Source organism: Propionivibrio pelophilus DSM 12018, from assembly GCF_059569095.1.
In genome coordinates, this window is sequence record NZ_JCANUT010000034.1 from 1 (window position 1) to 20,827 (window position 20,827).

The window sequence follows — 20,827 nt, forward strand, 5'->3', positions numbered from 1 at the left end:
AGATCGGTGAAGAGTTCATCAAGGGCTTCTACGCCGAAATCGACAAAGTTCGCGCAGGCAAGTAAGACGCAGTAAAACGCCCCTCTCCTGCCCAGCAGGTGCCTCGGCCCCTTGGGTGGGGAGGTGGCCGGTTCTCTTTCCCCGTATCTGACATCCCGTACGCGCCCTCGCGGGGCTGCGCACGGCCACAGGACACACCACAATGGGACGACTCCTCGACCAGCTCTCCGCCGGCTTCATCCGGCTGCTCGAAGTCATCATGGTGCTCATGATGATCGGCATGCTCATCCTCGTCGGCGTTAACGTCTTCCTGCGCATCGCTGCCAACAGCGGCATCGACTTCGCCGAAGAAATTCCGCGCTTCATGTTCATCTGGCTCACCTTCTGCGGCGCCGTCGTCGCCATGAAGTCCAACACCCACATCAACGTCAACATGTTCGTGCACATGGTCAAGCGGCCGGTGCAGAAACTCTTCTACGGCATCACCCAGGCCCTCGTGCTCGTCTGCGGCATCTACATCACCTACGGCACCGTCATGCTGCACGACATCATCTACGAGAACGCCTCGCCGGTGCTGCAGATCAGCACCCTCTGGGTCTACGGCGTCACCTACATCGCCGGTCCCGCGCTGACGCTCATCGCGTTCGCCAACCTCCTTCGCCTCGCCCTCGGCCGGGTCACCGACAAGGAGCTCGCCGAAACCCACGACGAAGACCCCGAAGAACTCGCCGCGCGCGAACTGGAAAAGGTCGGCCTGGAGATGGCCGCCGAAGAAGAAGCGGCCCGTGCCCACGCCGGAGAAAAGAAATGACCCTCATCATCTACGTTTCCGCACTGCTCTTCTTCGTCATCATCGGCACGCCGATCTCCTTTGCCCTGCTCGGCTGTGCACTCGCCCTGATGCTCCACCTCGGCATGACCGACCCGCAGATCATCGTCCAGAACATGTGGGACGGCGCCAACAGCTTCCCGCTGCTCGCCGTGCCCTTCTTCATGCTCGCCGGCGAACTGATGAACGCCGGCGGCATGACCCGGCGCATCATCAAGCTCGCCATGGCCTGGGTCGGGCACATCAAGGGCGGTCTCGGCTACGTCGCCGTCATCGCCTCGGTGATCATGGCCTCGCTGTCCGGCTCGGCGGTGGCGGATACCGCCGCGCTGGCCGCCATCCTCCTGCCGATGATGAAAAGCGCCGGCTACAACCTCCCGCGCTCCGGCGGCCTGATCGCCTCGGGCGGCGTCATCGCCCCGGTCATACCGCCCTCGATCGGCATGATCCTCCTCGGCGTTTCCGGGCAGGTCTCCATCGCCAAGCTCTTCCTCGCCGGCATCGTCCCCGGCATCCTGATGGGCGCCGCGATCATGACCACCTGGTACGTCATCGCCCGCAAGGACGACGTCGTCGTCGAACCGCGCATCCCGCTCAAGCAACGTCTGATCGAAACCCGCAACTCCTTCTGGGCGCTGCTCCTGCCGGTGATCATCATCGGCGGGCTGAAGACCGGCTTCTTCACCCCGACCGAAGCCGCGGTCATTGCCGCCTGGTACTCGCTGGTGGTCGGCCTGTTCATCTACCGCGAGATCAGCATCAAGGACCTCTACGGCCTGTTCCTCGCCGCGGCCAAGACCACGGCCATCGTCCTCTTCCTGGTCGCCGCAGCGTCCGTCTCGGCCTGGCTGGTCACCGCGGTGAACATCCCGCAGCAACTCGGCGAAGTGCTCACCCCGTTCATGGACAACAAGATCCTGCTGATGGCGGTGCTGATGCTCCTCGGGCTGGTGATGGGCTGCGTGCTCGACTTCACGCCGAGCATCCTGATCATGACCCCGGTGCTGATCCCGATCGTCAAGGCGGCGGGGATCGACCCGGTGTATTTCGGGGTGATGTACATCCTCAACCAGTGTCTGGGACTGCTGACGCCGCCGGTGGGCGCGGTGCTGAACGTGATCAGCACGGTCGGGAAGATGCCGATGGCCCGGGTGGTGTGGGGCGTCTGGCCGTTCCTCCTGGCCGAGACCGGGGTGATGATCCTCCTGATTCTCGTCCCCGACATCGTCCTCGTCCCGCTTCAGTGGATGACCCGGTAATTTCTTGAGCTGCTGGCGGCGAGTCCCGACTCGCCGCCAGCAGCACATTCCGGTTGTTCCCGAATTTTTTCCGCTTGCTTCGTCGTTGTCCAGTAGTCGCGTTTTTCACTTTTTTCGTTGCACTGACAGGAGAGTCATCATGAAACTCAAAACTACCTTGAGCGGTATTGCCAGAGCCCTCGCTTCATTGCTTGGCGCAGCCTGCCTGCTGGCAACCACGCATGCTGCAGCCGCTGATGCGCGCCTCGGCCATGGCTTCACGGACGAGCATCCACGCGGCAAGGCCATGAAATTGTTCGCTGCCGAGGTTGAGAAGGCGACGGGGGGAAAGATCAAGGTCTCGGTCTTTTCCAATTCGACGCTGGGGTCGGAGGAAAAGATGCTCCAAGGAGTCCAGAGCGGGGTGCTGGAGTTCTATATGGGCTCTCTGGTGCCTTTCTCGGTACGCAAGAAGGAACTGCAGATTTTCGATTTTCCCTTCCTGTTTGCGGATGAGCGTGAAGTGGCCATGGTGCTTGACGGGCCGATCGGCAAGAAGATGCTGGACAGCCTTTCGGATACCGGGGCGGTCGGATTGACCTGGGCGGGTGGCGCTTTTCGCAACATTGCCAACGGCAAGCGGCCGCTCAACAAGTACGAAGATTTGAAGGGCTTGAAGATTCGGGTCATGCAGAGCCCGGTGTGGATCGATAGCTTCAAGGCCATGGGCATCAACGCCACGCCGATGGCTTACGCTGAGGTCTATACGGCGCTGGAAATCGGTGCGCTGGACGGACTGGAGCATCCGCCGGTCGATATGTACCAGAACAAGATCTATGAGATCCAGAAAAACCTGGCCATCACTCATCACGGGTATACGCCGGTAGCACTCGTGGTTTCCAGCAAGTGGTTCTCGGCGTTGCCAGCCGACCAGCAGGCCGCCGTTCGCAAGGCGGCGGACATCGCGCGTGATTTCCAGCGGGCGGAAGAGACCCGGCAGGAGACCGATGCAGTCACCCTGCTTCGTTCCAAGGGTATGGCGGTAACCGAATTCGCGCCACAGGAACTGGACAAGATGCGTGCTGCCGTCAAGCCCGCGCTCGAGAAATTCTCGGCCAAAATTGGCCCGGAGTTTGTCGAGAGCTTCTACGCCGAAGTCGAGAAGGCGCGCAAGTCGCTGAAGTAACTGAAGTAGCATATGCGCTGTCCGTCCTCTGGTGATCCGGGGCAGTGCACATAAGGAAAAGGGAGCGGTTGTCGTCGCTCCCTTTTTGCCGTACTGGTGTTTATGCGCCAACGATTAGAAGCTGTGCCTCTTGGCCGCGAAATCATCGGTGTGGCGACTGGCTGGTTTTCGCCTGCTAAGGCAATTCGTGTTGCGTTGGAGTGCTCGTTGATGTCGTTCTTCGATCCACCGCTTGTTCAGAGTCCATCCCAATCCCGCCAGCGCGAACCCCAGCAGGGCGAGTGAACCGGGTTCCGGTATGTAGGCCAATTCTCCGACGAACACGCTGCTTCTCGCGCTGGCAATCTGCGCCGACGTTAGACTGAAGTAGCCGCTGCCGTCCGGCGCGATGTTGCTCATGCTGCCGTCGAAACCAAGTCCGGCGCAGGAAGCCATAAGATTCTTCTTGATGCTGTCCGAAACCGTCTGGTAGCACGATTCTCCCCACGGATCTACGTGCCAGAGACCGAGGTTGTGCCCAAGTTCGTGCGCCATGACGTAGAACAGGTCAGGTTCGTAGCCCTCGAAAATGTTGTCCGAGATCACGATACCGTTCAGAGCAATCGGGTTTTCCTGATTGTCGAACATGCCGTTTGATATACCGGTAACGGACGCAGATCCTGTACCGGTAATTTCGTCGATGAACCACATGTTGATAATGGACGGGTCTGCATTTTGCCCGTGTGATCCGGCGAAGAATGTCGGCACGGTATTTGGCTGGCTTGCCATTAACTCATCGATATCTATCCACGTGTCGGCGCCGTCGTCGTGGAACACCGGGCTGAGAAAGGCAATATCGATACCGGCTTGCGCCCAGATTTTGTCGAGCGCTGTTTCGTAAGCACCATACAGCGCACTGGCAGCCGGTACCACGATTGGCTGGATGGTGACCTGCATATCGATGACTGACGCCGCTGAAGGGGACTGAAGCGCGGCGCCCAGAACGACACAAGTAACGAGTTTGCGGAATGACATGGCACTCCTCCCTTTTCTCGCTGCCTCGAGACGGTAGCTGTGTACTTTTTCAAGCAACAACCGAGCCGGGGATATGAATTCATTTCTAATCAGGTGCTTGTTTGGATGATGTTTTTCCCCGGTCGGTGCGGTGTAAGTTTCGTCGACAGTGAACTCCCGGGAGGATGCACCCCTTCCGGCCTCTTCTTGTTGTGTGGAGTACGCTCAGAGCCACCCGAGCAGCTTCCACCACAGATAATCAAGCGGCAGCAGCACGACGAAGGTGATCAGCGCCAGCGGCAGGGTGATCTTCAGCAGATGCCCCAGCTTTTCGCCGGAAAGTTGCATGGCGACGATCAGCGGGCCGACCTGATAGGGAAACAGCACCGTCGAGAATCCGATGACCTGCGTCATCAGCACGGCCGGCAGACTGAAGCCCGAGGCGGTTGCCAGGTCCGGCGCCATTGGCGTCAACACGGTCGGCACGCCGGGAATCGTGGTGACGATGCCGGTGAGCGTGGACATTGCGGAGAGCGACAGGAAGTTCAGAGCTTCCCGCCCGGGCGCCAGCGGCAATACCTGTTCGAGCGCCTGCCCGACCAGCTTGCCCAGTCCGGAGGCATTGACCAGTGCGCCGAGGCCAAGGGCCGCCGCGACGAAAAGCACCATGCCGAAATCGACCGAGGCGTTGAAGGATTTCGGTGCGACGACGCCGATCCGGGGTAGCAGGAGGATGACCGCCGTGGCGATTCCAATCCAGGCCGGGTTGATGCCGTGCAGGCTGTCGGTCATCCACAGCGCGAGCGTGGCGAGCAGGACCACGGCGACGCGGCGCTGGGCGGCGGCATCGGCCGGTTTATCTTCGACGACGGTGTGGGCGGGTTTTCCGGTGATCGCGTCCTGAGGATGAATCCTGTCAGGGAAGAGCATCAGCACGAGCCCGACCATCAGCGCCGATTTGAGGATGCCGAGAATCGGGAAGTGCAGCAGCAGGTAATCCGTGTAGCCGAAACTCGTGCCGTGCAGCGTTTCGCTGGCACCGGCCAGAATCATGTTCGGAATGTTCGCCGGCAGGATGGCGAAGCTCGGCATGTTGCAGGCCATGGCCAGGGTGGCGGCGATGCCGATTCGTCCGTTCGAGCCCTTGCCGAAACCGACCCGGTCGGCCAGCGCCATGCCGACCGGGACCAGCACTACCGCACGCCCGACGGACGAGGGCATGACGAAACCCAACGCCGTGGCGGCCAGCGTGAGGCCGGCGATCATGTGCGCGTAGCTGCCTGCGAGCAGTGGGGCGAGTAGCGATGCCAGCCGTTGGCCGAGCCCGGAGGTCGTGATCGCCGCGCCGATGATGAAGCCCGAGACGATCAGCCAGACGGCGGCCGAACCGAAGCCCGAGAAGACGAGATCGGGTCGGGCGAGGCCGAAGATCAGCACCAGTCCGAAGAAGATCAGGCTGGTCAGGAAGGGGGGCAGCGCGCCGGTGCTCCAGAGCGCCAACGTGACCAGCACGACCGCAGCGCTGCGTGCGGCGAGCGGGTTCGCGGTGGCGAACGGTCCCAGTGCCAGCCACAGCGCGATGGCGAGCGCGGCTGCGACGAGCGCTTGTCTGATGGAGAATGCAATTTTCATGAATTTGTTTTCGATGGACGGAGGTCGGTGCCTCGATCCTTTGGTTTTGTTAGTCGTTTCATGGACAACGTGAGCCGCTGGCCGAATTACGGGAAAAGCGGAGGAGCGGCTTCCGAAGCAGGCCTTCGTCGAGTCGCTTCAGGCCGGCGGCGAATTTGCCGGCCGTAACGAGCCGAGCCTAGACCACCATCGGCGTGACGGCGCCGTCCATCGACAGGATGGCGCCGGAGATATAGCTGGCTTTCGGCGAGCAGAGGAAAAGCACGGCGTTGGCGACTTCCTCGGGTTCGGCGACGCGCCCTAGCGGAAGGTCGGAACTGGCCTTGGCCAGGGCTTCCGCGAGGGTGATCTGGTGGGCGCGGGCTTCGACTTCCAGCCCCGCCTGCATTCGCTCGGTCCGCGTCGTGCCCGGGTTGATCGCGTTGACGCGGATACCCCGGGGACCGTAGGCCGCCGCCAGACCGGCACTGACCAGCATCAGCGAGGCGTTGGCCGCGCCGCCCGGGAGGTGCAGGGGTTTGGCGATCTTGCCGCCCGAACCGACGACATTCACGATGGCCCCGGCGCTCCGTGCAGCCATCCGCTTGATCACCGGGTCGATCAGGTGGATGTAGGTGAAGAACTTGGCGTCCATCGCCTCGTGCCAGTGCTGCGGCGTCAGTTCGTCCGGCGGTGTCCGCTTGGCGGCGCCGGCGCAGTTGACCAGGATGTCGATCGGTCCCTGTTGCTGCTCGGCGTGCTCGACGACCGCGGCGGCGGCCTCCGCGTCGCGCAGGTTCGTGGCGAAAACCACGATGCGTTCCCCGGCTGCGGGGTGGCTGGCGAGCAGGGTGTTGCGAGCCGCTTCCAGGTGGCCGACGTCCCGCGAAACGAGGGTGACCCGGGCACCCTCGCCGAGAAAGCCCGTGGCGCAGGCGAGGCCGATGCCCTTGCTGCCGCCGCCGATCAGGACGTGTTTGTCGCGAAGCTGCAGGTCCATGCGGTAATCCTCTTTCTGCGCCCGGGCGCGGCCATCAATGTACGTTGTGTTCCTTGATCACGCCTTCGCGGAAGGCATGCAACAGATCCCTGAGGTCGGCGATCTGCTGCTGGATCTCCTTGCCGCGGTCGGTATCCTTCACGCGCAGCCGGTGCGGATGGGTGTGGATGATCTCGGTTTCGCTGTCGATGTCGATTTCCTCGGAGACGGCCTTCTGCGTCGATTCGAACGGCTGGTGCGCGGCGAGCAGCAGGCCGCGCGAGTTGGAGATCAGCGTGTAGCCGGCGATTCCCGTCTCCTTCTGGTAGGCGCGGGAGAAGCCGCCGTCGATGACGATCAGCTTGCCGTTGGCCTTGATCGGCCGTTCGCCCTTGGCGACCTTGACCGGTACGTGGCCGTTGATGATGCAGCCGCGGCTCGGGTCGAGGCCGAATTCGGCGAGGATCTTGCGGGCATTTTCTTCGGTGTCGCGCAGCGTGTAATAGGGGTTGCGCTTCTCGGCGTGCGTGGCCTTCTCGGCCAGGAAGTAGCGTTCGAAGGTGGCCATCTTTTCCTTGCCGAACAGCGGTGACTGGGGCGCACACCACATGAACCACATGGCGTCCATCCCGTACTGCTTGACCGCCGGGTTGTCGGTGGCGAAGTAGCCCTGCCGCGCGAGGCGGTCGACGCGGTCGAGGAACGATTTGCCGGCGAAGGACTTGCCGTCGACGTTGAAGGCGCGGAACTCGCCGTCGTCATCCATGGCGATGCAGCCGTGGTAGAGCAGGTTGCCGTCGTGGATCAGGTAGGTGCTGCCGTTGGAGAAGAGGAAGCGGGTGTGTTCCTGTAGCCGCTGGCTGTTGACGAAGGACAGCTTCAGTTTCTCCATGACGGCCTGTTCTTCCTCGGTCAGGACGTCGGGGTGCTTCGGATCGATGGTCGGGAAGAGAGTGTCGAGCATCGGGTACTCGGTGCCGTTGATGTTAACCACGCCGCGCTCGTAGTCGACCTTGTCGAGCAGCAGACGGTCGTCCATCTTGTAGTGCGGACGGCGCTTGATGATCTGGCTTTCCAGCTTGAACTGAATGACCGCCATGGCCTTCTGCATCTGCGCCATCAACCGGACTTCCTGTTCGGTGAAGTTGTCCTCCGGCGAGACCTTGGGGATGAAGCGCTTGCACGGATCGTTCTTGTACGTTTCCAGCGCGAACGAAGCGAGCGGGATCAGGCTGATGCCGTAGCCGTTCTCCATCGTCTCCAGGTTGCCGTAGCGCAGGCTGGTGCGGATGACGTTGGCGATGCACGCTTCGCTGCCGGCGGCGGAGCCCATCCAGAGAATGTCGTGGTTGCCCCACTGGATATCCACGTCGTGGTAGTCCATCAGCAGGTCCATGATGATGTGCGCGCCGGGGCCGCGGTCGTAGATGTCGCCGATGACGTGCAGCCGCTCGACCGCGAGGCGGCGGATCAGCGCGGCGATGGCGATGATGAAGGTCGCCGCGCTGCCGGTCGAAACGATGGTGTCGATCTGGTTCTGGTAATACACCGACTTGAATTCGGAACCGTCCTGGTCGTAGATCAGTTCCTCGATGGTTTCAGCGAGGTGGCTCGGGAGATAGCTGCGCACCGTCGAGGGCCGGTATTTGGCGGTCAGGTTGCGGCAGAACTTGACGAGGCGGACGATCTTCAGGCGGAACCACTCCTCCTTGTCCTCGACCGACTGCAGCATCAGCGGAATCTTCAGTTCCGGGTAATAGATCAGCGTCGCGAGGTTGCGCCGCTCGGACTTGGAGAGCGTGTTGCCGAACATTTCCTCGATCTGCCGCCAGATCGCCCCGGCGCCGTTGCGGATGACGTGGTTGAACGCTTCGTGCTCCCCGTGCACGTCGGAAAGAAAGTGCTCGGTTCCCTTGGGCAGTTGCAGTTGCGCCGAGTAGTTGATGATCGCGGTCGAGGCCGCCTGGATCGTCGGGTACTTTTCCGAGAGAAGCTGCAGGTACTTGAGGGAAGGTTTGGGCATGATGGGCTCTTATAAGTCGTTGTGTGGGATGAAGACAGGTCGAAGCCGGGTTTTGTTCCGATGTGTCATGGGGCGGTCATTCGGGCGATGCCGGGACGGATTCCGCCGCGAGGCAGCGTTCGGCAGCGGCCTGGATCGCGCGGGTCAGTTCGTCGAGCAGCGGTGAGTCGAGATTCCAGCAGTGCCAGTATAGGTTGACCGGCAGGGCGGCGTCCGGCGCGAGGTTGACGAGTCGGCCGGCGTCGAGCAACGGGCGGACCAGCAACTCCGGCACCACGCTGGCGCCCCAGCCGGAAAGGACGGCACACACCTGCCCCTCGCAACTGGGCACGAAACTCTGCCGCAGGTTGACCTGCTTGATGTTCAGCACGTGGCGGACGAATTCGGTTTGCAGGTCGTCCTTGCGGTTGAAGGCGATGAATGGAAGTTGCCGGATGCCCGGGGCCGAGATCCCGTTCGGACAGAACTTGCGCAGCGTTTCGGGCGTGGCCACGGCAACATAGCGCATCGCCCCGAGCGGGGTGATCCGGCAGCCGCGCAGCGCGTGGGCCAGCGCCGTCACGCAGCCGAGTACCTGCCCTTCGCGCAGCCAGTCCTGGGTGAAGTCCTGGTCGTCGGCGATGATTTCGAGCGAGAGGCCGTCCTGTTGCAGCGCATCGAACGCTGGGAGCGCCCAGGTGGCGATGCTGTCGGCGTTGACCGCGATCGAGATGCGCTCCTTGTAGGTGCCGCCGCCCGCCCCCGGAACAAACTGGCGCAGATCCTGTTCGAGGCCGGTGTGCAGCAGGCGCATCTGCATCGCGTGGCGGAGCAGGAGACGCCCGGCCGGGGTCGGCCGCAACGGCCGGCCGCGTACGACCAGCACCGTGCCGGCCTGCGCTTCGAGGGCGTGCAGGCGTTGCGATACCGCGGACTGCGTGATCGACAGCCGGCGCGCGGCGCGCTCGAAGCCGCCTTCCTCGATGACGGCAGCGAGGCATTCGAGCAGATCGGGAGAAAAGGGAGTCATGGATTCGCGATTTGCAGGACCGTTCCGTCTATTAACGATACTTATGAGAAAGCAATTAATTTAATACATCTTTGGTTTTTTTTGTGTTCAATAAAAACTATACTTTCCCGCTTTATGAGTCCTGATCGCGGGATTCATTCTCACGGCCGGCAAACAACAGCCAATAACAGCGATAGCTGGCCGTTCCATTCGCGTTATAGCAACGAAACTCTCTTCATGGAGGCGGGTGTCAATGAACATGCATAATTTTTCCGTCGCGGTCGATGACTTCTTCTGGAGCCAGATCATGATCTACGGATGCCTGGGGGCGGGCATCTTCTTTTCCGTGCTGATGCGTTTTCCGCAGTTGCGGCTGATCAAGGACATGGTTCGCCAGCTGTTCAAGGGCAAGGCGTCCGATTCCGGCGTGTCCTCGTTCCAGGGCTTCGCCATGGCACTCGGCGGGCGCGTGGGCACCGGCAACATCACCGGCGTGGCCTCGGCGATCTTCTTCGGCGGGCCGGGCGCGGTGTTCTGGATGTGGGCCATCGCCTTCCTCGGCGCGGGTTCGGCGTACATCGAGTCTGCGCTCTCGCAGGTCTGGAAGGATGAAGTGCACGGCGAATACCGCGGCGGGCCGGCGTACTACATCGAGAAGGGGTTGAAGAGTCGCGCGCTCGGGGTCGCCTTCGCGGTGTTGACCATCTTCGGTTGCGGCCTCGCTCTGCCCGGCATCCAGTCCAACGCCTTCGCCCAGGCGGCCAAACTGTCGCTGGGCATGCAGCCGTGGATGGTTGGCGTGCTGTACGCGGTCTTGATCGGCTACGTCGTGTTCGGCGGCGGCCGGCGGATAGCGAAGGCGGCCGAGCGGATCGTGCCGCTGATGGCCATCGCCTATATGGCCGTTGCAGTCGTGATCCTGTTAGTGAACTACGACCGAATCTTTGGAGTGTTCGAACTGATCTTCAGCAGTGCATTCAACATGAATGCCGTGTATGGCGCCGTGTTCGGCAAGGCGGTGCAGTGGGGTGTCAAGCGCGGCATCTTCTCGAACGAGGCGGGGCAGGGTACCGGCGCGCAGGCCTCCGGCGCCGCCGAGGTGTCGCACCCGGCCAAGCAGGGGCTGGTGCAGGCGTTCTCGGTCTACGTCGATACGCTGCTGGTGTGTACGGCAACGGCGGTCATGATCCTGTCCACCAACGCCTTCAACGTCGCCGATCCGGTCAATCAGGGTGGCTTCATCCTGCAGCATCTGCAAGGCGTGCAGGCGTCGAACTTCACGCAGTACGCGGTCAACTCTCTGGTTCCTGACGCAGGGGGCGCGTTTGTGGCCATCGCCCTGTTCTTCTTCACCTTCACGACGGTGCTGGCTTACGCGTTCTATTCAGACTCCAGCGTGGCCTACCTGTTCAAGCGGAATGCGCAGGGCGACGGCTACAAGTACGGCATCCTGTTCTCCCGTGTTGCCGTCGTCACGATGTCGTTCATCGGCGCGATCAGTTCGGTCGACGTGGTCTGGAACTTCGGTTCTGCCGCCGTCGGCGCCATGGCCTGGTTCAACATCGTCGTGATCCTGCTGCTGGCCAAACCGGGCATCGCCACGCTGCGCGATTACGAGGAACAGCGCAAGATGGGGCTCGACCCGGTCTTCGTGCCATCGCGTCTGGGAATCAAGGATGCGGAGATCTGGGAAGGGATTGCCGCCAACCGTTATCCGCAGCAACTGGCGGCGCTCAACGAAAAGACCCGCCAGTTTCAGTCCGGACTGACGAGCCTGGAGGAAGAAACGGAAAACGCCTGATCTCTTCCGGCTGAAGTACATTGCGGCCCTCCGGTTTTCCGGGGGGCTTTTTTGTCTGACGATCCGCGAAGATCATCAGTTATTCTTATTGGATGTGAATCTGTTTAATTTTTCTGTATTTTCGCGGGGCTCCGGATGACACTAGCGGCATCGTTTCAGAACCCTCGGAGAAGAAGAGTCATGAAAATTGGTGTGCCCAAGGAAATCAAGAACAACGAATACCGGGTCGGGCTGACGCCGGCCAGCGTACGGGAACTCACGTCGCGCGGTCACGTGGTGCTGGTCGAGAGAGGCGCCGGTGCGGCCATCGGGTTGGCCGACGAGCAATACGCGGCGGCGGGCGCGGCGTTGGCGCCGGATGCCGCCAGCGTATTCGCCGCGGCGGAAATGATTGTCAAGGTGAAGGAGCCGCAACCGAATGAGTGCGCCATGCTGCGTCCGGGGCAGGTTCTTTACACCTACCTGCACCTGGCGCCCGATCCCGAGCAGACGGCGGCGCTGGTCAAGTCCGGTGCGGTGTGCATTGCCTACGAGACGATCACCGGGCCGGGCGGCGGTTTGCCGCTGCTCGCGCCGATGAGCGAGGTGGCGGGGCGCATGGCGGTGCAGGCCGGCGCCGCGCATCTGGAAAAATCGAAGGGCGGGATGGGTATCCTGCTCGGCGGTGTTCCCGGTGTACCCGCGGCGCACATCGTGGTGATCGGCGCCGGCATGGTCGGCACCAATGCCTTGCAGATGGCGGTCGGGTTGGGGGCGCGGGTGACGGTGATCGACAAGAACGTCGATCGACTGCGGCATCTCGACCTGATCTACGGCAACCGCATCACGACGCTGTTTTCCACCGCGCATACGATCGAGGAAACCGTGCTCGACGCCGATCTCGTCATCGGCGGGGTGCTGATCCCGGGCGCGGCTGCGCCGAAGCTGGTGACGGCCGACATGGTGGCGCGCATGAAAACGGGCGCGGTGATCGTCGACGTGGCGATCGATCAGGGCGGGTGCGTCGAAACCTCGCATCCGACCACGCACACCGAGCCGACCTTCGTGGTCGACGGCGTCGTCCATTATTGCGTGGCGAACATGCCGGGGGCCGTGGCCCGTACCTCGACCTTTGCACTGAACCACGCCACCATCGGTCATGCCGTCGATCTGGCCGACAAGGGCTGGAAGCAGGCGCTGAAGGAGAGCGAACATCTGCGCAACGGGCTGAACGTGGCGCTGGGCAAGGTGACTTACGCGGCCGTGGCGCGCGACCTCGGCTACGCGTATACGCCTGCTTCAGCGTTGCTGGATTGAGACACTCGACAAAAAGGCCGGTGTCGGGAATAGCGCAGAAAACGTCATTTTACTTGCTGTGATTGACGTGTTTCCCACTGCGCCATTTGGTCAATGATGTCGTTTACAAAGCTTTTCTTGTGAGGAGTTAGGGTTCTTCGATCCGTCGAAACATCACTTTCCATCATTGCCAAAGTGACAAGGCAGTTTGCCTCGGGGGGAGCGGGAGGAGTATCCTCCGCGTCTCCCCGTTCCCTAAGGGAACAACGTAGCGATAAGTCCGCGAGTGGCATTTTCGGACACTCCGTCGCTGCATCACGGAAGGTGAGGCAAAGCAGATGCAACATGGAACAACGAAAACGCCAGCGCAGCAGGCTGCGCTGGCGCTGGCTGCGCTGGGCGTCGTTTACGGCGACATCGGTACCAGTCCGCTATATACGATCAAGGAAGTCTTCTCCGGGGTACACCCGATTCCGCTCAATCCGGCCAACGTGCTCGGCATCCTGTCGCTGATCCTGTGGTCGCTGATCATCATCGTCTCGATCAAGTACGTCGTCTTTATCATGCGTGCGGACAACCGCGGCGAAGGCGGGATCATGGCGATGATCGCCCTCGCGCTTCATTCTGCGGGCAAGGACAAGACCAAGAAACGGCTCATCACGCTGGCCGGCCTGCTGGGGGCCGGGATGTTCTACGGCGACGGGATGATCACTCCGGCAATTTCGGTGCTCTCGGCGCTGGAAGGACTGGAGGTGGCGACGCCGCTGCTCAAGCCCTACGTTTTGCCCGCGACGCTGGTCGTGCTGTTCGTCCTGTTTTTCGTCCAGAAGCGCGGAACCGGTTCGGTCGGCGCGGCGTTCGGTCCGATCATGATCGTCTGGTTCTCGACGCTGGCGGTACTCGGCGTGTCCAATATCATTACCAATCCCTCGGTTCTGTGGGCGGTCAATCCGCTGCACGGACTGCGCTTTCTCATCGAGAATCGTGGCCTGGCGCTGGTGGCGATGGGCGCCGTGGTTCTGGCGGTCACCGGCGCCGAGGCGCTTTATGCGGATATGGGGCACTTTGGCGCGCAGCCGATCCGGCAGGCGTGGTTCTTCTTCGTCCTGCCGTCGCTGACCTTGAACTACTTCGGACAGGGCGCACTCATTCTGGCGCATCCAGAGACCGTGGAAAATCCGTTCTACCATCAGGCGCCCGACTGGATGCTCTATCCGCTCGTCGGCTTGGCGACGGTGGCCACGGTGATCGCCTCGCAGGCGGTCATCTCCGGTGCCTTCTCGGTGTCACGGCAAGCCATGCAACTCGGTTTCCTGCCCCGCTTCGAAGTGCAGCACACCTCGGAAAAGGAACAGGGGCAGGTCTATCTTCCTGGAGTTAACTGGGGCTTGTTCTGCGCCGTGGCCATCCTGGTTCTCGGTTTTCGTTCGAGTTCCAATATCGCCGCGGCGTACGGCATCGCGGTGACCAGCGACATGGTCATTACTTCCTGCCTGGCAACGTTCGTCGCCGCCAAGGCATGGGGCTGGGGTTGGCCCCGGGCTGTCGCGCTTTTTACCGTGTTCCTGGTCGTCGAAGTGACTTTCCTTTCAGCGAATGTCCTGAAAATTCCTGATGGCGGCTGGTTCCCGCTGGCGATCGGTTCGGTGGTCTTCCTGCTGATGAGCACCTGGAAACGCGGTGGCCAACTGCTCACCGAGCGCACCAGCGGCGAAGCCATCGAACTGGACATGTTCATCGATGCCTTGCTGATTTCCGAACCGGTGCGCGTGGCCGGGACGGCCGTGTTCATGACCTCGGACAACTCGCGCGTACCGAACGCCATGCTGCACAACCTGATGCACAACAAGGTGCTGCACGAGCGGGTGCTGGTGCTGTCGGTCGAGGTCTTCGACGTACCTTATGTGCCTGAGATCGACCGCGTCGAGATCCACCCGCTGAAGGGCGGCTTCTACAAGGTCACCGTGCAGTACGGATTCAAGGACGAACCGGACATCCCCGCGGCGCTGGCCTTGTGCACGGCGCAGGGAATGGACTTCGACATGATGGAAACGTCGTTCTTCCTCGGCCGGGCCACGCTGATTCCGAAGGTCGGCTCGGAGATGGTCTACTGGCGCGAAAAACTGTTCGTATTGATGTATCGCAACGCCAGCACGGCGATGAGCTTCTACAAGATCCCCACCAACCGGGTCGTCGAACTCGGGGCGCAGGTGGTACTGTAAGTAAAGCGGCGGCGAGAAACTTCGATCTGCGAGGCTATACGTGTGCCCTTACCGTTGCTACTCTGTTTCCTTCAAAGATAGTAGTGGTGGGTGCGCGGGTAAGTCTCGAGCTTTGTTCCGCGACCATCACCACAAAGGCATGCCATTTCACACCCGCTTTCAGTCTTGAAGTGGAGGCCGGAGGCGGGAGGTGTTCTCGTTTGGCATTGTGTTGATAGCCGAATCCAACGTGATTTAAGCGAAATCCCAATCGATTTGACTGCCTGACGAGCCTGCTGCGATGAAAGATGATCTACCCAATTTCGCCTTGTTGATCGATGCCGATAACGATACGCCGGACATCATCGCTCCGATCATCGAGGAAATTACCCGTGAAGCTCGCTTGTCGGTGCGCCGGGTCTATGGCGACTTTACTTCACCGCATCTGGCAAAATGGCGTGAATCCCTAGCCAATCATGGCATTCAACCTGTGCAGCAATACCGCAACTCGGTTGGCAAAAACGCGAGCGACAGTGCGTTGATCATCGATGCCATGGATTTGCTCCATGGCCGGCGTTTTGATGGATTTTGCCTGGTCAGCAGTGACGGTGACTTTACACGTCTGGCGACTCGGATCCGCGAGGACGGTCTCAGCGTTATCGGCTTCGGTAGAAAGCACGCTCCCAAGGCGTTTGTCAGTGCCTGTGAACGTTATGTGTACATTGAGAATCTCGGCGTAAGTAGCGCCAAAACGAATGAGCCTATCCAGATGGCGCCAATGCCGTCTGACTCGGAAAGCGAACTCAAGCCCAGTCTTGTTCTTGATGCGGCGGCAGATCGGAGCAAACTCAAGAACCTCTTGTTACGCGCCTACACCAATGTCGCCGATGACGATGGTTGGGCCTTGATCTCGCGCATCGCCGTCTATCTGCGCGCTAATCACAGCGATTTCGATCCACGCAGTTACGGTGCCAGCAATTTCGTCAGGTTGCTGCAGTCAAGCGGACGTTTCGATGTGGAGCAGCACAGGCAGGGGAATGGAACCGCCCATTTTTGTCGCCCGGCCAAACGCCCGATGCCTGCCAGCTACGTCGCTGCGTTGAAAGATGCTGTCGCTGGGAGCCAGGGCGACGACGGCTGGAGCACTTTGGCAGCGATCGGCAACTATCTGCGCTCACATGGAAAAACCTTGGATGAATCCGGTTGTTCAAGCCTGACCGATGCCCTGCGTACCTGCGGTTTATTTGCCATGCGTGATATCGGAGGGGCGAACAAGGATTTTCGTCTTGAAAAATAGCGGAAGTCGAAGTCATTTCGATCAGATGTGATCGTTCGAATACGGCTGGGAATTTCAGAGCATGGCCAATTTTTTTCCTCGTCTTTCTCAGTAAAGCAGATGGTCGCGCCGCGCTTTCGACCAGGTTGCCTCATCGTCCGCGGCTAGCCGGTCAAGATCGCTTGGTACGCCGGCCGGATCATCAACCCATTCGCGCAAAAATGGCCCGCCGTTGATCAGGTCGATGGCCAGCCGGTTGAACTCGTACTCGTAGGCGAATTCGCGCCACAGCGGGTAGTCCGGGTAAAGCCGGCGGATGGCCTTGAAGGCCAGTGCCTGCAGGCGCCACGGGCGGAATTCGTGATGGCGGTAGGCGCCGTCTTCGACATGGGTCTGCACGCCGTGGCAGAGTTTGCCGGCGTGCTTGTGGAAGGTCGGCTCGAACCAGCAGTCGCGCAGCCGGCAGCCAGCCAGCCAGTGCGGCGCCAGCGCCTGCATTTCGGCGATGATCGCGTTGGCGTCGATGTCCGGGGCGCCGAACAGTTCGAGCGGCCGCGTCGTCCCGCGCCCTTCGGAAAGCGTCGTTCCCTCGATCATCACGGTGCCGGCGTAGCAGCGCGCCATCGAGAGGTTCGGGGCGTTCGGGCTGGGATTGACCCAGGTGCGTTCGCCGAGCGGCCAGCCGTAGCCGGGGGCGGCGTCGGGCAGCCAGCCGTTCATCGCAATTACCTGGCAATCGACATCCAGCCGCAATTCGGCGATGAACCAGCGTGCCAGTTCGCCCATCGTCAGACCGTGGCGCATCGGCATCGGACCGGCGCCGACGAAGCTATCCCAACCCGGGCGCAGGGTCAGTCCTTCGATCGGCCGGCCAGCGGGATTGGGGCGGTCCAGTACCCACACGGCTTTGCCGTGCGCCGCAGCCGCTTCGAGCATGTAGCGCAAGGTGGTGATGAAGGTGTAGATGCGGCAGCCGAGATCCTGCAGGTCGATCAGCAGCACGTCGAAGGTGTCGAGCATCGCCGGGGTCGGCCGGCGCACTTCGCCGTACAGGCTGAACACCGGGATGCCGTGTCGCGGGTCGAGGAAGTCCGGCGATTCGACCATGTTGTCCTGCTTGTCGCCGCGCAGGCCGTGCTGCGGGCCGAAGGCAGCGGTCAGGCGGAGGTCCGGCAGCGCGGCCAAGGCATCGAGCGCGTGTGTCAGGTCGGCGGTGACGGAGGCCGGATGGGCGAGCAGGGCGATTCGCTTGCCGGCGAGCGGCTTGCGCAGGTCAGGATCGGCGATCAGCCGGTCGAGTCCGAAGGAAACGGTCATGAGGCGACTTCCTGGGTGACGAAGCCAGGAAGTCTACCGCGAAGTCGCGGGCGAGGTGGCCGTTCAGACCGCAGCAGTGCGCGGAATGACCTGCAGGGCGTCGAGAATTTGTCCGGTCGCCGCGCTCCAGGAAAATTGCTCGGCACGCTGGCGGGCTTTTTCCCGCGGGATCGCCAGGGCCTGCAGGCAGGCTTCGCGCAGATCGGCGTGCATCGCGCCGCCGCCGGAACGGCCGATGACGTCGATCGGTCCGGCCACCGGGAAGGCGGCGACCGGCGTGCCGCAGGCCATGGATTCGACCATGACCAGCCCGAAGGTGTCGGTGACGCTCGGGAAAACCATCACGTCAGCGGTACGGTAAAGGGCGGCCAGTGCCGCGCCACTGAGGACGCCTAGCCAGCGGGCGTCGGGGTAGGCTGCTTGCAGGCGCTTGCGCTCCGGCCCTTCGCCGGCGACCCATTTCTCGCCCGGGAGATCGAGGCGCAGAAACGCGTCAACCTGTTTCTCGACGGCGATGCGGCCAACGTAGAGAAAGATCGGCTTGTCCGCCGGACGCTCGAGGCGTTCACCCAGATGGCTGAACGTTTCCAGATCGACACCGCGTGACCACAGGCGGGCACCGCGGAAGCCCTTTGCTTTTAGATCGTTGACGATGGCCGGCGTCGGTGCCAGCGTGGCGCGGGCGGCGTTGTGGAAGCGGCGCAGCAGGGCGTACGTCCAGCGGGTGGGAAGGCGGAAGCGGGCGTGCACGTATTCCGGGAAACGGCTGTGGTAGGCCGTGGTGAATGGCCACTTCCGACGCTGGGCGACGCGCCGCGCCAGCCAGCCAAGTGGGCCCTCTGTGGCGATGTGCAGGCAGTCCGGCGCGAACCGGTCGATGCGCCGGGCCAGTTCGCGCTCGCCGGTCATCGCCAGGTTGATTTCCGGGTAGGTCGGGCAGGGGATCGAGCGGAAGCCCTGCGGCGAAATGATCTCGACGTGATGACCAAGGTGTTCCAGTTCGCGCCGGGTCATTTTCAGGGTGCGTACGACGCCGTTGACCTGCGGCTCCCAGGCATCGGTGACGATGAGGATTTTCATGGCGTCCTTTCGGCGGTACTTAGAAATCGTTGGCGGTGCCCTGGAAAGCGAACCGTTCTTCGCCGGAGGTTTCCCCACAAAGCGTTTCGACGTCCTCGCCGGACATGTTCTCTGTCTCCGGCGACAAGCCGAGGTGGTAGGCCACCGCACCGTGGGCCATCGCCGCGACCTCCCGCCGAGTTAGATGTTCCGCAACGATCGGTGGAGTCGGGCGCAGGCGCACGCGCAGCGACCGGCAGGCAATGATTTCCGCCATGCATTCGGCCATCGTGGTCTCGCCGGCGTAGGCCGGGACCGTGCTGCGTTGACCGCTGGCGTCGAAGTAGGCGAGGGCGAGCGGCTGTACGGGGCGCCTGCCGTCGATGGCCGGTTGCAGCAATGCCCCGTGGAAGGGCAGCAGATGCGAGCCGTCGGTCGTCGTGCCTTCGGGAAACACCGCAACGTCCTTGCCGGAGGCGAGCATGGTTTCGATCCGGGCGTTGATCTCGACCGCGTCGGCGCGCCGCCCGCGGCGCAGGAACAACGTCTCCGTATTCGCAGCGAGCCATCCGGCCAGCGGCCACTCGCGTACCTCGGACTTCGAGACGAAGGCCATCGGCCGCGCCGCGTTGAGGACGAAGATGTCGAGCCAGGAGATGTGGTTGGCGACGATCAGGCTGCCGCGCGCCACCCCGTGCAGATTTGCATCGAGGCGGATCGCCAGGATTTCCAGCAGTTGCCGCGACCAGCGCTGCTTGAGCCAGAGCCGGGCGGCGGCGTTGAGAAATCGATAGACGGTGGCGATGGTCAGCGCCCCCCAGAGCAGGTGCAGCCCGAGGCGCGCGTAGCGCACCCACTGCAGCGGGCGCGCTGTCCGGTTGTGTTTTGTGGGCTTCAGTCCTGACTCCCCATGAAGTGCTTGGCGTAACGCGAGTCGATCCGCGAAACGGGCATCAGGATGGGCAGGTCGGCGGTGTTGAAGTCGGGATCCCAGGCCGGTTCGCCGCAGATGTAGGCCCCGGCGCGCAGGTAGCCCTTGATCAGCGGCGGCAACTCGGCGTCGAGGTCGTTGCGTAGCGCCTCCAGCGGCAGCGGGCAGCGCGGGAAGACGCGATACTCGAGCGGACTCATGTGCTCGCCGAGGCGGCTGAACATGCTGGCCGCGGCGTGGCCACCGTCGGCCATGCTGATGCTGGCGCAGCCGATCAGGTATTCGTAGTGGTTTTCGAGCATGTACTTCGCCAGTCCGCCCCAAAGGAGCGCGATGGTCGCGCCGCTGCGGTAGTCGGGATGCACGCAGGAACGGCCGATTTCGACGAGGCGCGGGCGCAGCAGTTGCAGGCGGGTCAGGTCGAACTCGTTCTCGGAGTAGTAGTTGCCGACGCGGCGGGCGTTTTCCGGCGACAGGATGCGATAGGTGCCGACCACGATGCCTTCGTTCTCGTCGCGCACGATCAGGTGCTCGCAGAAGGGATCGTAAATGTCCTGGTCGACGCCGGGCGTACGGGTCGGCAGGTTGGCGCCGAGTTCGCCGGCGAAAATTCGGTAGCGCAGCCGCTGGGCTTCGAGAACGTCCCACTCGCTGCGCGCCAGCGCGACGGAAAGCTTGCGCCGGGCGGGTTTGGCCTTCAGGCCGGTCTGGATATTCGTGCTCATCGTTTGTCCTCCTTGCTATGGCGTCGGAGGAACTTTAGGTGCGTCACGTTACCGGCATGTTGCGCCGAAATTACGGTTCGGTTGATGTGTTCGGTCAGTGGAACGGCGGGCGCAAAAAAGCCGGGGCGTGCTGGCCGCCCCGGCCGAGGTTTGCTTTCAGTTTGTCAGGCTGTTCAGGCCGGGATGTCCGGCACCAGCTCTTTTTCGAGCTGGTAGATCTTGTCCTTGATCGCCAGCTTGCGTTTCTTGAGTCGCTGGACCAGCAACTGGTCCTGGTTCGGCAGCGGCGTGGCGGCGAGGTGTTCGATGATCAGATTGAGATCCCGGTGCTCGACCTGAAGCTCGTTGAGCGTGGCGCGGGTGTCGGTGATTTCTGTTTCGGTCAGCATCGTTCT

Annotated in this window: 17 protein-coding genes; 7 read left to right on the forward strand and 10 right to left on the reverse strand. The window is 62.2% G+C overall.

The genetic code is table 11. The features are described from left to right. Nucleotides 1-202 precede the first annotated feature (202 nt). The 3 genes from BO74_RS13635 (at nucleotide 203) to BO74_RS13645 (ending at nucleotide 3,253) form a co-directional block, all read left to right on the forward strand. Nucleotides 203-811, forward strand: coding sequence for a TRAP transporter small permease (locus BO74_RS13635; RefSeq protein ID WP_496442923.1), 609 nt, complete (start codon nucleotides 203-205; stop codon nucleotides 809-811). After that, on the forward strand, nucleotides 808-2,088 hold the full coding sequence (locus tag BO74_RS13640) for a TRAP transporter large permease (RefSeq protein ID WP_496442924.1): 1,281 nt from the start codon (nucleotides 808-810) through the stop codon (nucleotides 2,086-2,088). Before BO74_RS13635 ends, BO74_RS13640 begins: the two co-directional genes overlap by 4 nt. Nucleotides 2,089-2,227: 139 nt before the next feature. Then, on the forward strand, nucleotides 2,228-3,253 hold the full coding sequence (locus BO74_RS13645; RefSeq protein WP_496442925.1) for a DctP family TRAP transporter solute-binding subunit: 1,026 nt from the start codon (nucleotides 2,228-2,230) through the stop codon (nucleotides 3,251-3,253). 114 nt (nucleotides 3,254-3,367) lie between these two features. Here the strand turns inward: BO74_RS13645 and BO74_RS13650 are convergent, their stop codons facing one another. The 5 genes from BO74_RS13650 to BO74_RS13670 all read right to left on the reverse strand — a co-directional run bounded on the left by BO74_RS13650 (nucleotide 3,368) and on the right by BO74_RS13670 (nucleotide 9,868). Next, nucleotides 3,368-4,267, reverse strand: a complete 900-nt coding sequence (locus tag BO74_RS13650) for a PEP-CTERM sorting domain-containing protein (RefSeq protein WP_496442926.1) — start codon at nucleotides 4,265-4,267, stop codon at nucleotides 3,368-3,370. A gap of 204 nt (nucleotides 4,268-4,471) precedes the next feature. Further along, nucleotides 4,472-5,878: an SLC13 family permease gene (locus BO74_RS13655; RefSeq protein WP_496442927.1), complete on the reverse strand. Its 1,407-nt coding sequence runs from the start codon at nucleotides 5,876-5,878 to the stop codon at nucleotides 4,472-4,474. Between the two features lie 178 nt (nucleotides 5,879-6,056). Next, on the reverse strand, nucleotides 6,057-6,857 hold the full coding sequence (locus BO74_RS13660) for an SDR family oxidoreductase (protein WP_496442928.1): 801 nt from the start codon (nucleotides 6,855-6,857) through the stop codon (nucleotides 6,057-6,059). Between the two features lie 34 nt (nucleotides 6,858-6,891). After that, complete coding sequence (locus BO74_RS13665) at nucleotides 6,892-8,859, reverse strand: fructose-1,6-bisphosphatase (RefSeq protein ID WP_496442929.1); 1,968 nt, start codon at nucleotides 8,857-8,859, stop codon at nucleotides 6,892-6,894. A 76-nt stretch (nucleotides 8,860-8,935) separates the two neighbouring features. After that, nucleotides 8,936-9,868 (reverse strand): LysR family transcriptional regulator ArgP, encoded by a 933-nt coding sequence (locus BO74_RS13670; RefSeq protein WP_496442930.1) that lies wholly within the window; start codon nucleotides 9,866-9,868, stop codon nucleotides 8,936-8,938. A gap of 232 nt (nucleotides 9,869-10,100) precedes the next feature. Here BO74_RS13670 and BO74_RS13675 point away from each other — a divergent pair, with 232 nt between their 5' ends. From BO74_RS13675 to BO74_RS13690, 4 genes are all read left to right on the forward strand, one after another. Continuing rightward, the gene (locus BO74_RS13675) at nucleotides 10,101-11,648 is read left to right on the forward strand and encodes an alanine/glycine:cation symporter family protein (RefSeq protein ID WP_496442931.1); all 1,548 of its coding nucleotides are present in this window, start codon (nucleotides 10,101-10,103) and stop codon (nucleotides 11,646-11,648) included. 180 nt (nucleotides 11,649-11,828) lie between these two features. After that, the gene (gene ald / locus BO74_RS13680; RefSeq protein ID WP_496442932.1) at nucleotides 11,829-12,944 is read left to right on the forward strand and encodes an alanine dehydrogenase; all 1,116 of its coding nucleotides are present in this window, start codon (nucleotides 11,829-11,831) and stop codon (nucleotides 12,942-12,944) included. Nucleotides 12,945-13,261: 317 nt separating this feature from the next. Continuing rightward, the gene (locus tag BO74_RS13685) at nucleotides 13,262-15,145 is read left to right on the forward strand and encodes a potassium transporter Kup (protein ID WP_496442933.1); all 1,884 of its coding nucleotides are present in this window, start codon (nucleotides 13,262-13,264) and stop codon (nucleotides 15,143-15,145) included. Nucleotides 15,146-15,425: 280 nt separating this feature from the next. Beyond that, a complete protein-coding gene (locus BO74_RS13690; RefSeq protein ID WP_496442934.1) occupies nucleotides 15,426-16,421 on the forward strand; it encodes an NYN domain-containing protein in 996 nt (331 codons plus the stop codon). Between the two features lie 87 nt (nucleotides 16,422-16,508). On the opposite strand, the gene BO74_RS13695 is transcribed toward BO74_RS13690, so the two are convergent. From BO74_RS13695 to BO74_RS13715, 5 genes are all read right to left on the reverse strand, one after another. After that, a complete protein-coding gene (locus BO74_RS13695) occupies nucleotides 16,509-17,717 on the reverse strand; it encodes an exo-beta-N-acetylmuramidase NamZ family protein (protein ID WP_496442935.1) in 1,209 nt (402 codons plus the stop codon). Nucleotides 17,718-17,780: 63 nt separating this feature from the next. Next, nucleotides 17,781-18,797, reverse strand: a complete 1,017-nt coding sequence (locus BO74_RS13700; protein ID WP_496442936.1) for a glycosyltransferase family 4 protein — start codon at nucleotides 18,795-18,797, stop codon at nucleotides 17,781-17,783. A gap of 19 nt (nucleotides 18,798-18,816) precedes the next feature. Next, nucleotides 18,817-19,629: a lysophospholipid acyltransferase family protein gene (locus BO74_RS13705; RefSeq protein WP_496442937.1), complete on the reverse strand. Its 813-nt coding sequence runs from the start codon at nucleotides 19,627-19,629 to the stop codon at nucleotides 18,817-18,819. Nucleotides 19,630-19,670: 41 nt separating this feature from the next. Continuing rightward, nucleotides 19,671-20,432, reverse strand: a complete 762-nt coding sequence (locus BO74_RS13710; RefSeq protein ID WP_496442938.1) for a GNAT family N-acetyltransferase — start codon at nucleotides 20,430-20,432, stop codon at nucleotides 19,671-19,673. Nucleotides 20,433-20,605: 173 nt separating this feature from the next. Next, nucleotides 20,606-20,821 carry a YdcH family protein gene (locus BO74_RS13715; RefSeq protein ID WP_496442939.1) on the reverse strand — a complete coding sequence of 72 codons (216 nt, stop codon included), beginning with the start codon at nucleotides 20,819-20,821 and terminating at the stop codon, nucleotides 20,606-20,608. Between the last annotated feature and the right edge of the window lie 6 nt (nucleotides 20,822-20,827).

Bases quoted from the DNA above. Each gene is read 5' to 3' on its own strand.
- BO74_RS13635 (WP_496442923.1), top strand. From the start codon at position 203: ATGGGACGACTCCTCGACCAGCTCTCCGCCGGCTTCATCCGGCTGCTC.
- BO74_RS13640 (WP_496442924.1), top strand. From the start codon at position 808: ATGACCCTCATCATCTACGTTTCCGCACTGCTCTTCTTCGTCATCATC.
- BO74_RS13645 (WP_496442925.1), top strand. From the start codon at position 2,228: ATGAAACTCAAAACTACCTTGAGCGGTATTGCCAGAGCCCTCGCTTCA.
- BO74_RS13650 (WP_496442926.1), bottom strand. From the start codon at position 4,267: ATGTCATTCCGCAAACTCGTTACTTGTGTCGTTCTGGGCGCCGCGCTT.
- BO74_RS13655 (WP_496442927.1), bottom strand. From the start codon at position 5,878: ATGAAAATTGCATTCTCCATCAGACAAGCGCTCGTCGCAGCCGCGCTC.
- BO74_RS13660 (WP_496442928.1), bottom strand. From the start codon at position 6,857: ATGGACCTGCAGCTTCGCGACAAACACGTCCTGATCGGCGGCGGCAGC.
- BO74_RS13665 (WP_496442929.1), bottom strand. From the start codon at position 8,859: ATGCCCAAACCTTCCCTCAAGTACCTGCAGCTTCTCTCGGAAAAGTAC.
- BO74_RS13670 (WP_496442930.1), bottom strand. From the start codon at position 9,868: ATGACTCCCTTTTCTCCCGATCTGCTCGAATGCCTCGCTGCCGTCATC.
- BO74_RS13675 (WP_496442931.1), top strand. From the start codon at position 10,101: ATGAACATGCATAATTTTTCCGTCGCGGTCGATGACTTCTTCTGGAGC.
- ald (WP_496442932.1), top strand. From the start codon at position 11,829: ATGAAAATTGGTGTGCCCAAGGAAATCAAGAACAACGAATACCGGGTC.
- BO74_RS13685 (WP_496442933.1), top strand. From the start codon at position 13,262: ATGCAACATGGAACAACGAAAACGCCAGCGCAGCAGGCTGCGCTGGCG.
- BO74_RS13690 (WP_496442934.1), top strand. From the start codon at position 15,426: ATGAAAGATGATCTACCCAATTTCGCCTTGTTGATCGATGCCGATAAC.
- BO74_RS13695 (WP_496442935.1), bottom strand. From the start codon at position 17,717: ATGACCGTTTCCTTCGGACTCGACCGGCTGATCGCCGATCCTGACCTG.
- BO74_RS13700 (WP_496442936.1), bottom strand. From the start codon at position 18,797: ATGAAAATCCTCATCGTCACCGATGCCTGGGAGCCGCAGGTCAACGGC.
- BO74_RS13710 (WP_496442938.1), bottom strand. From the start codon at position 20,432: ATGAGCACGAATATCCAGACCGGCCTGAAGGCCAAACCCGCCCGGCGC.
- BO74_RS13715 (WP_496442939.1), bottom strand. From the start codon at position 20,821: ATGCTGACCGAAACAGAAATCACCGACACCCGCGCCACGCTCAACGAG.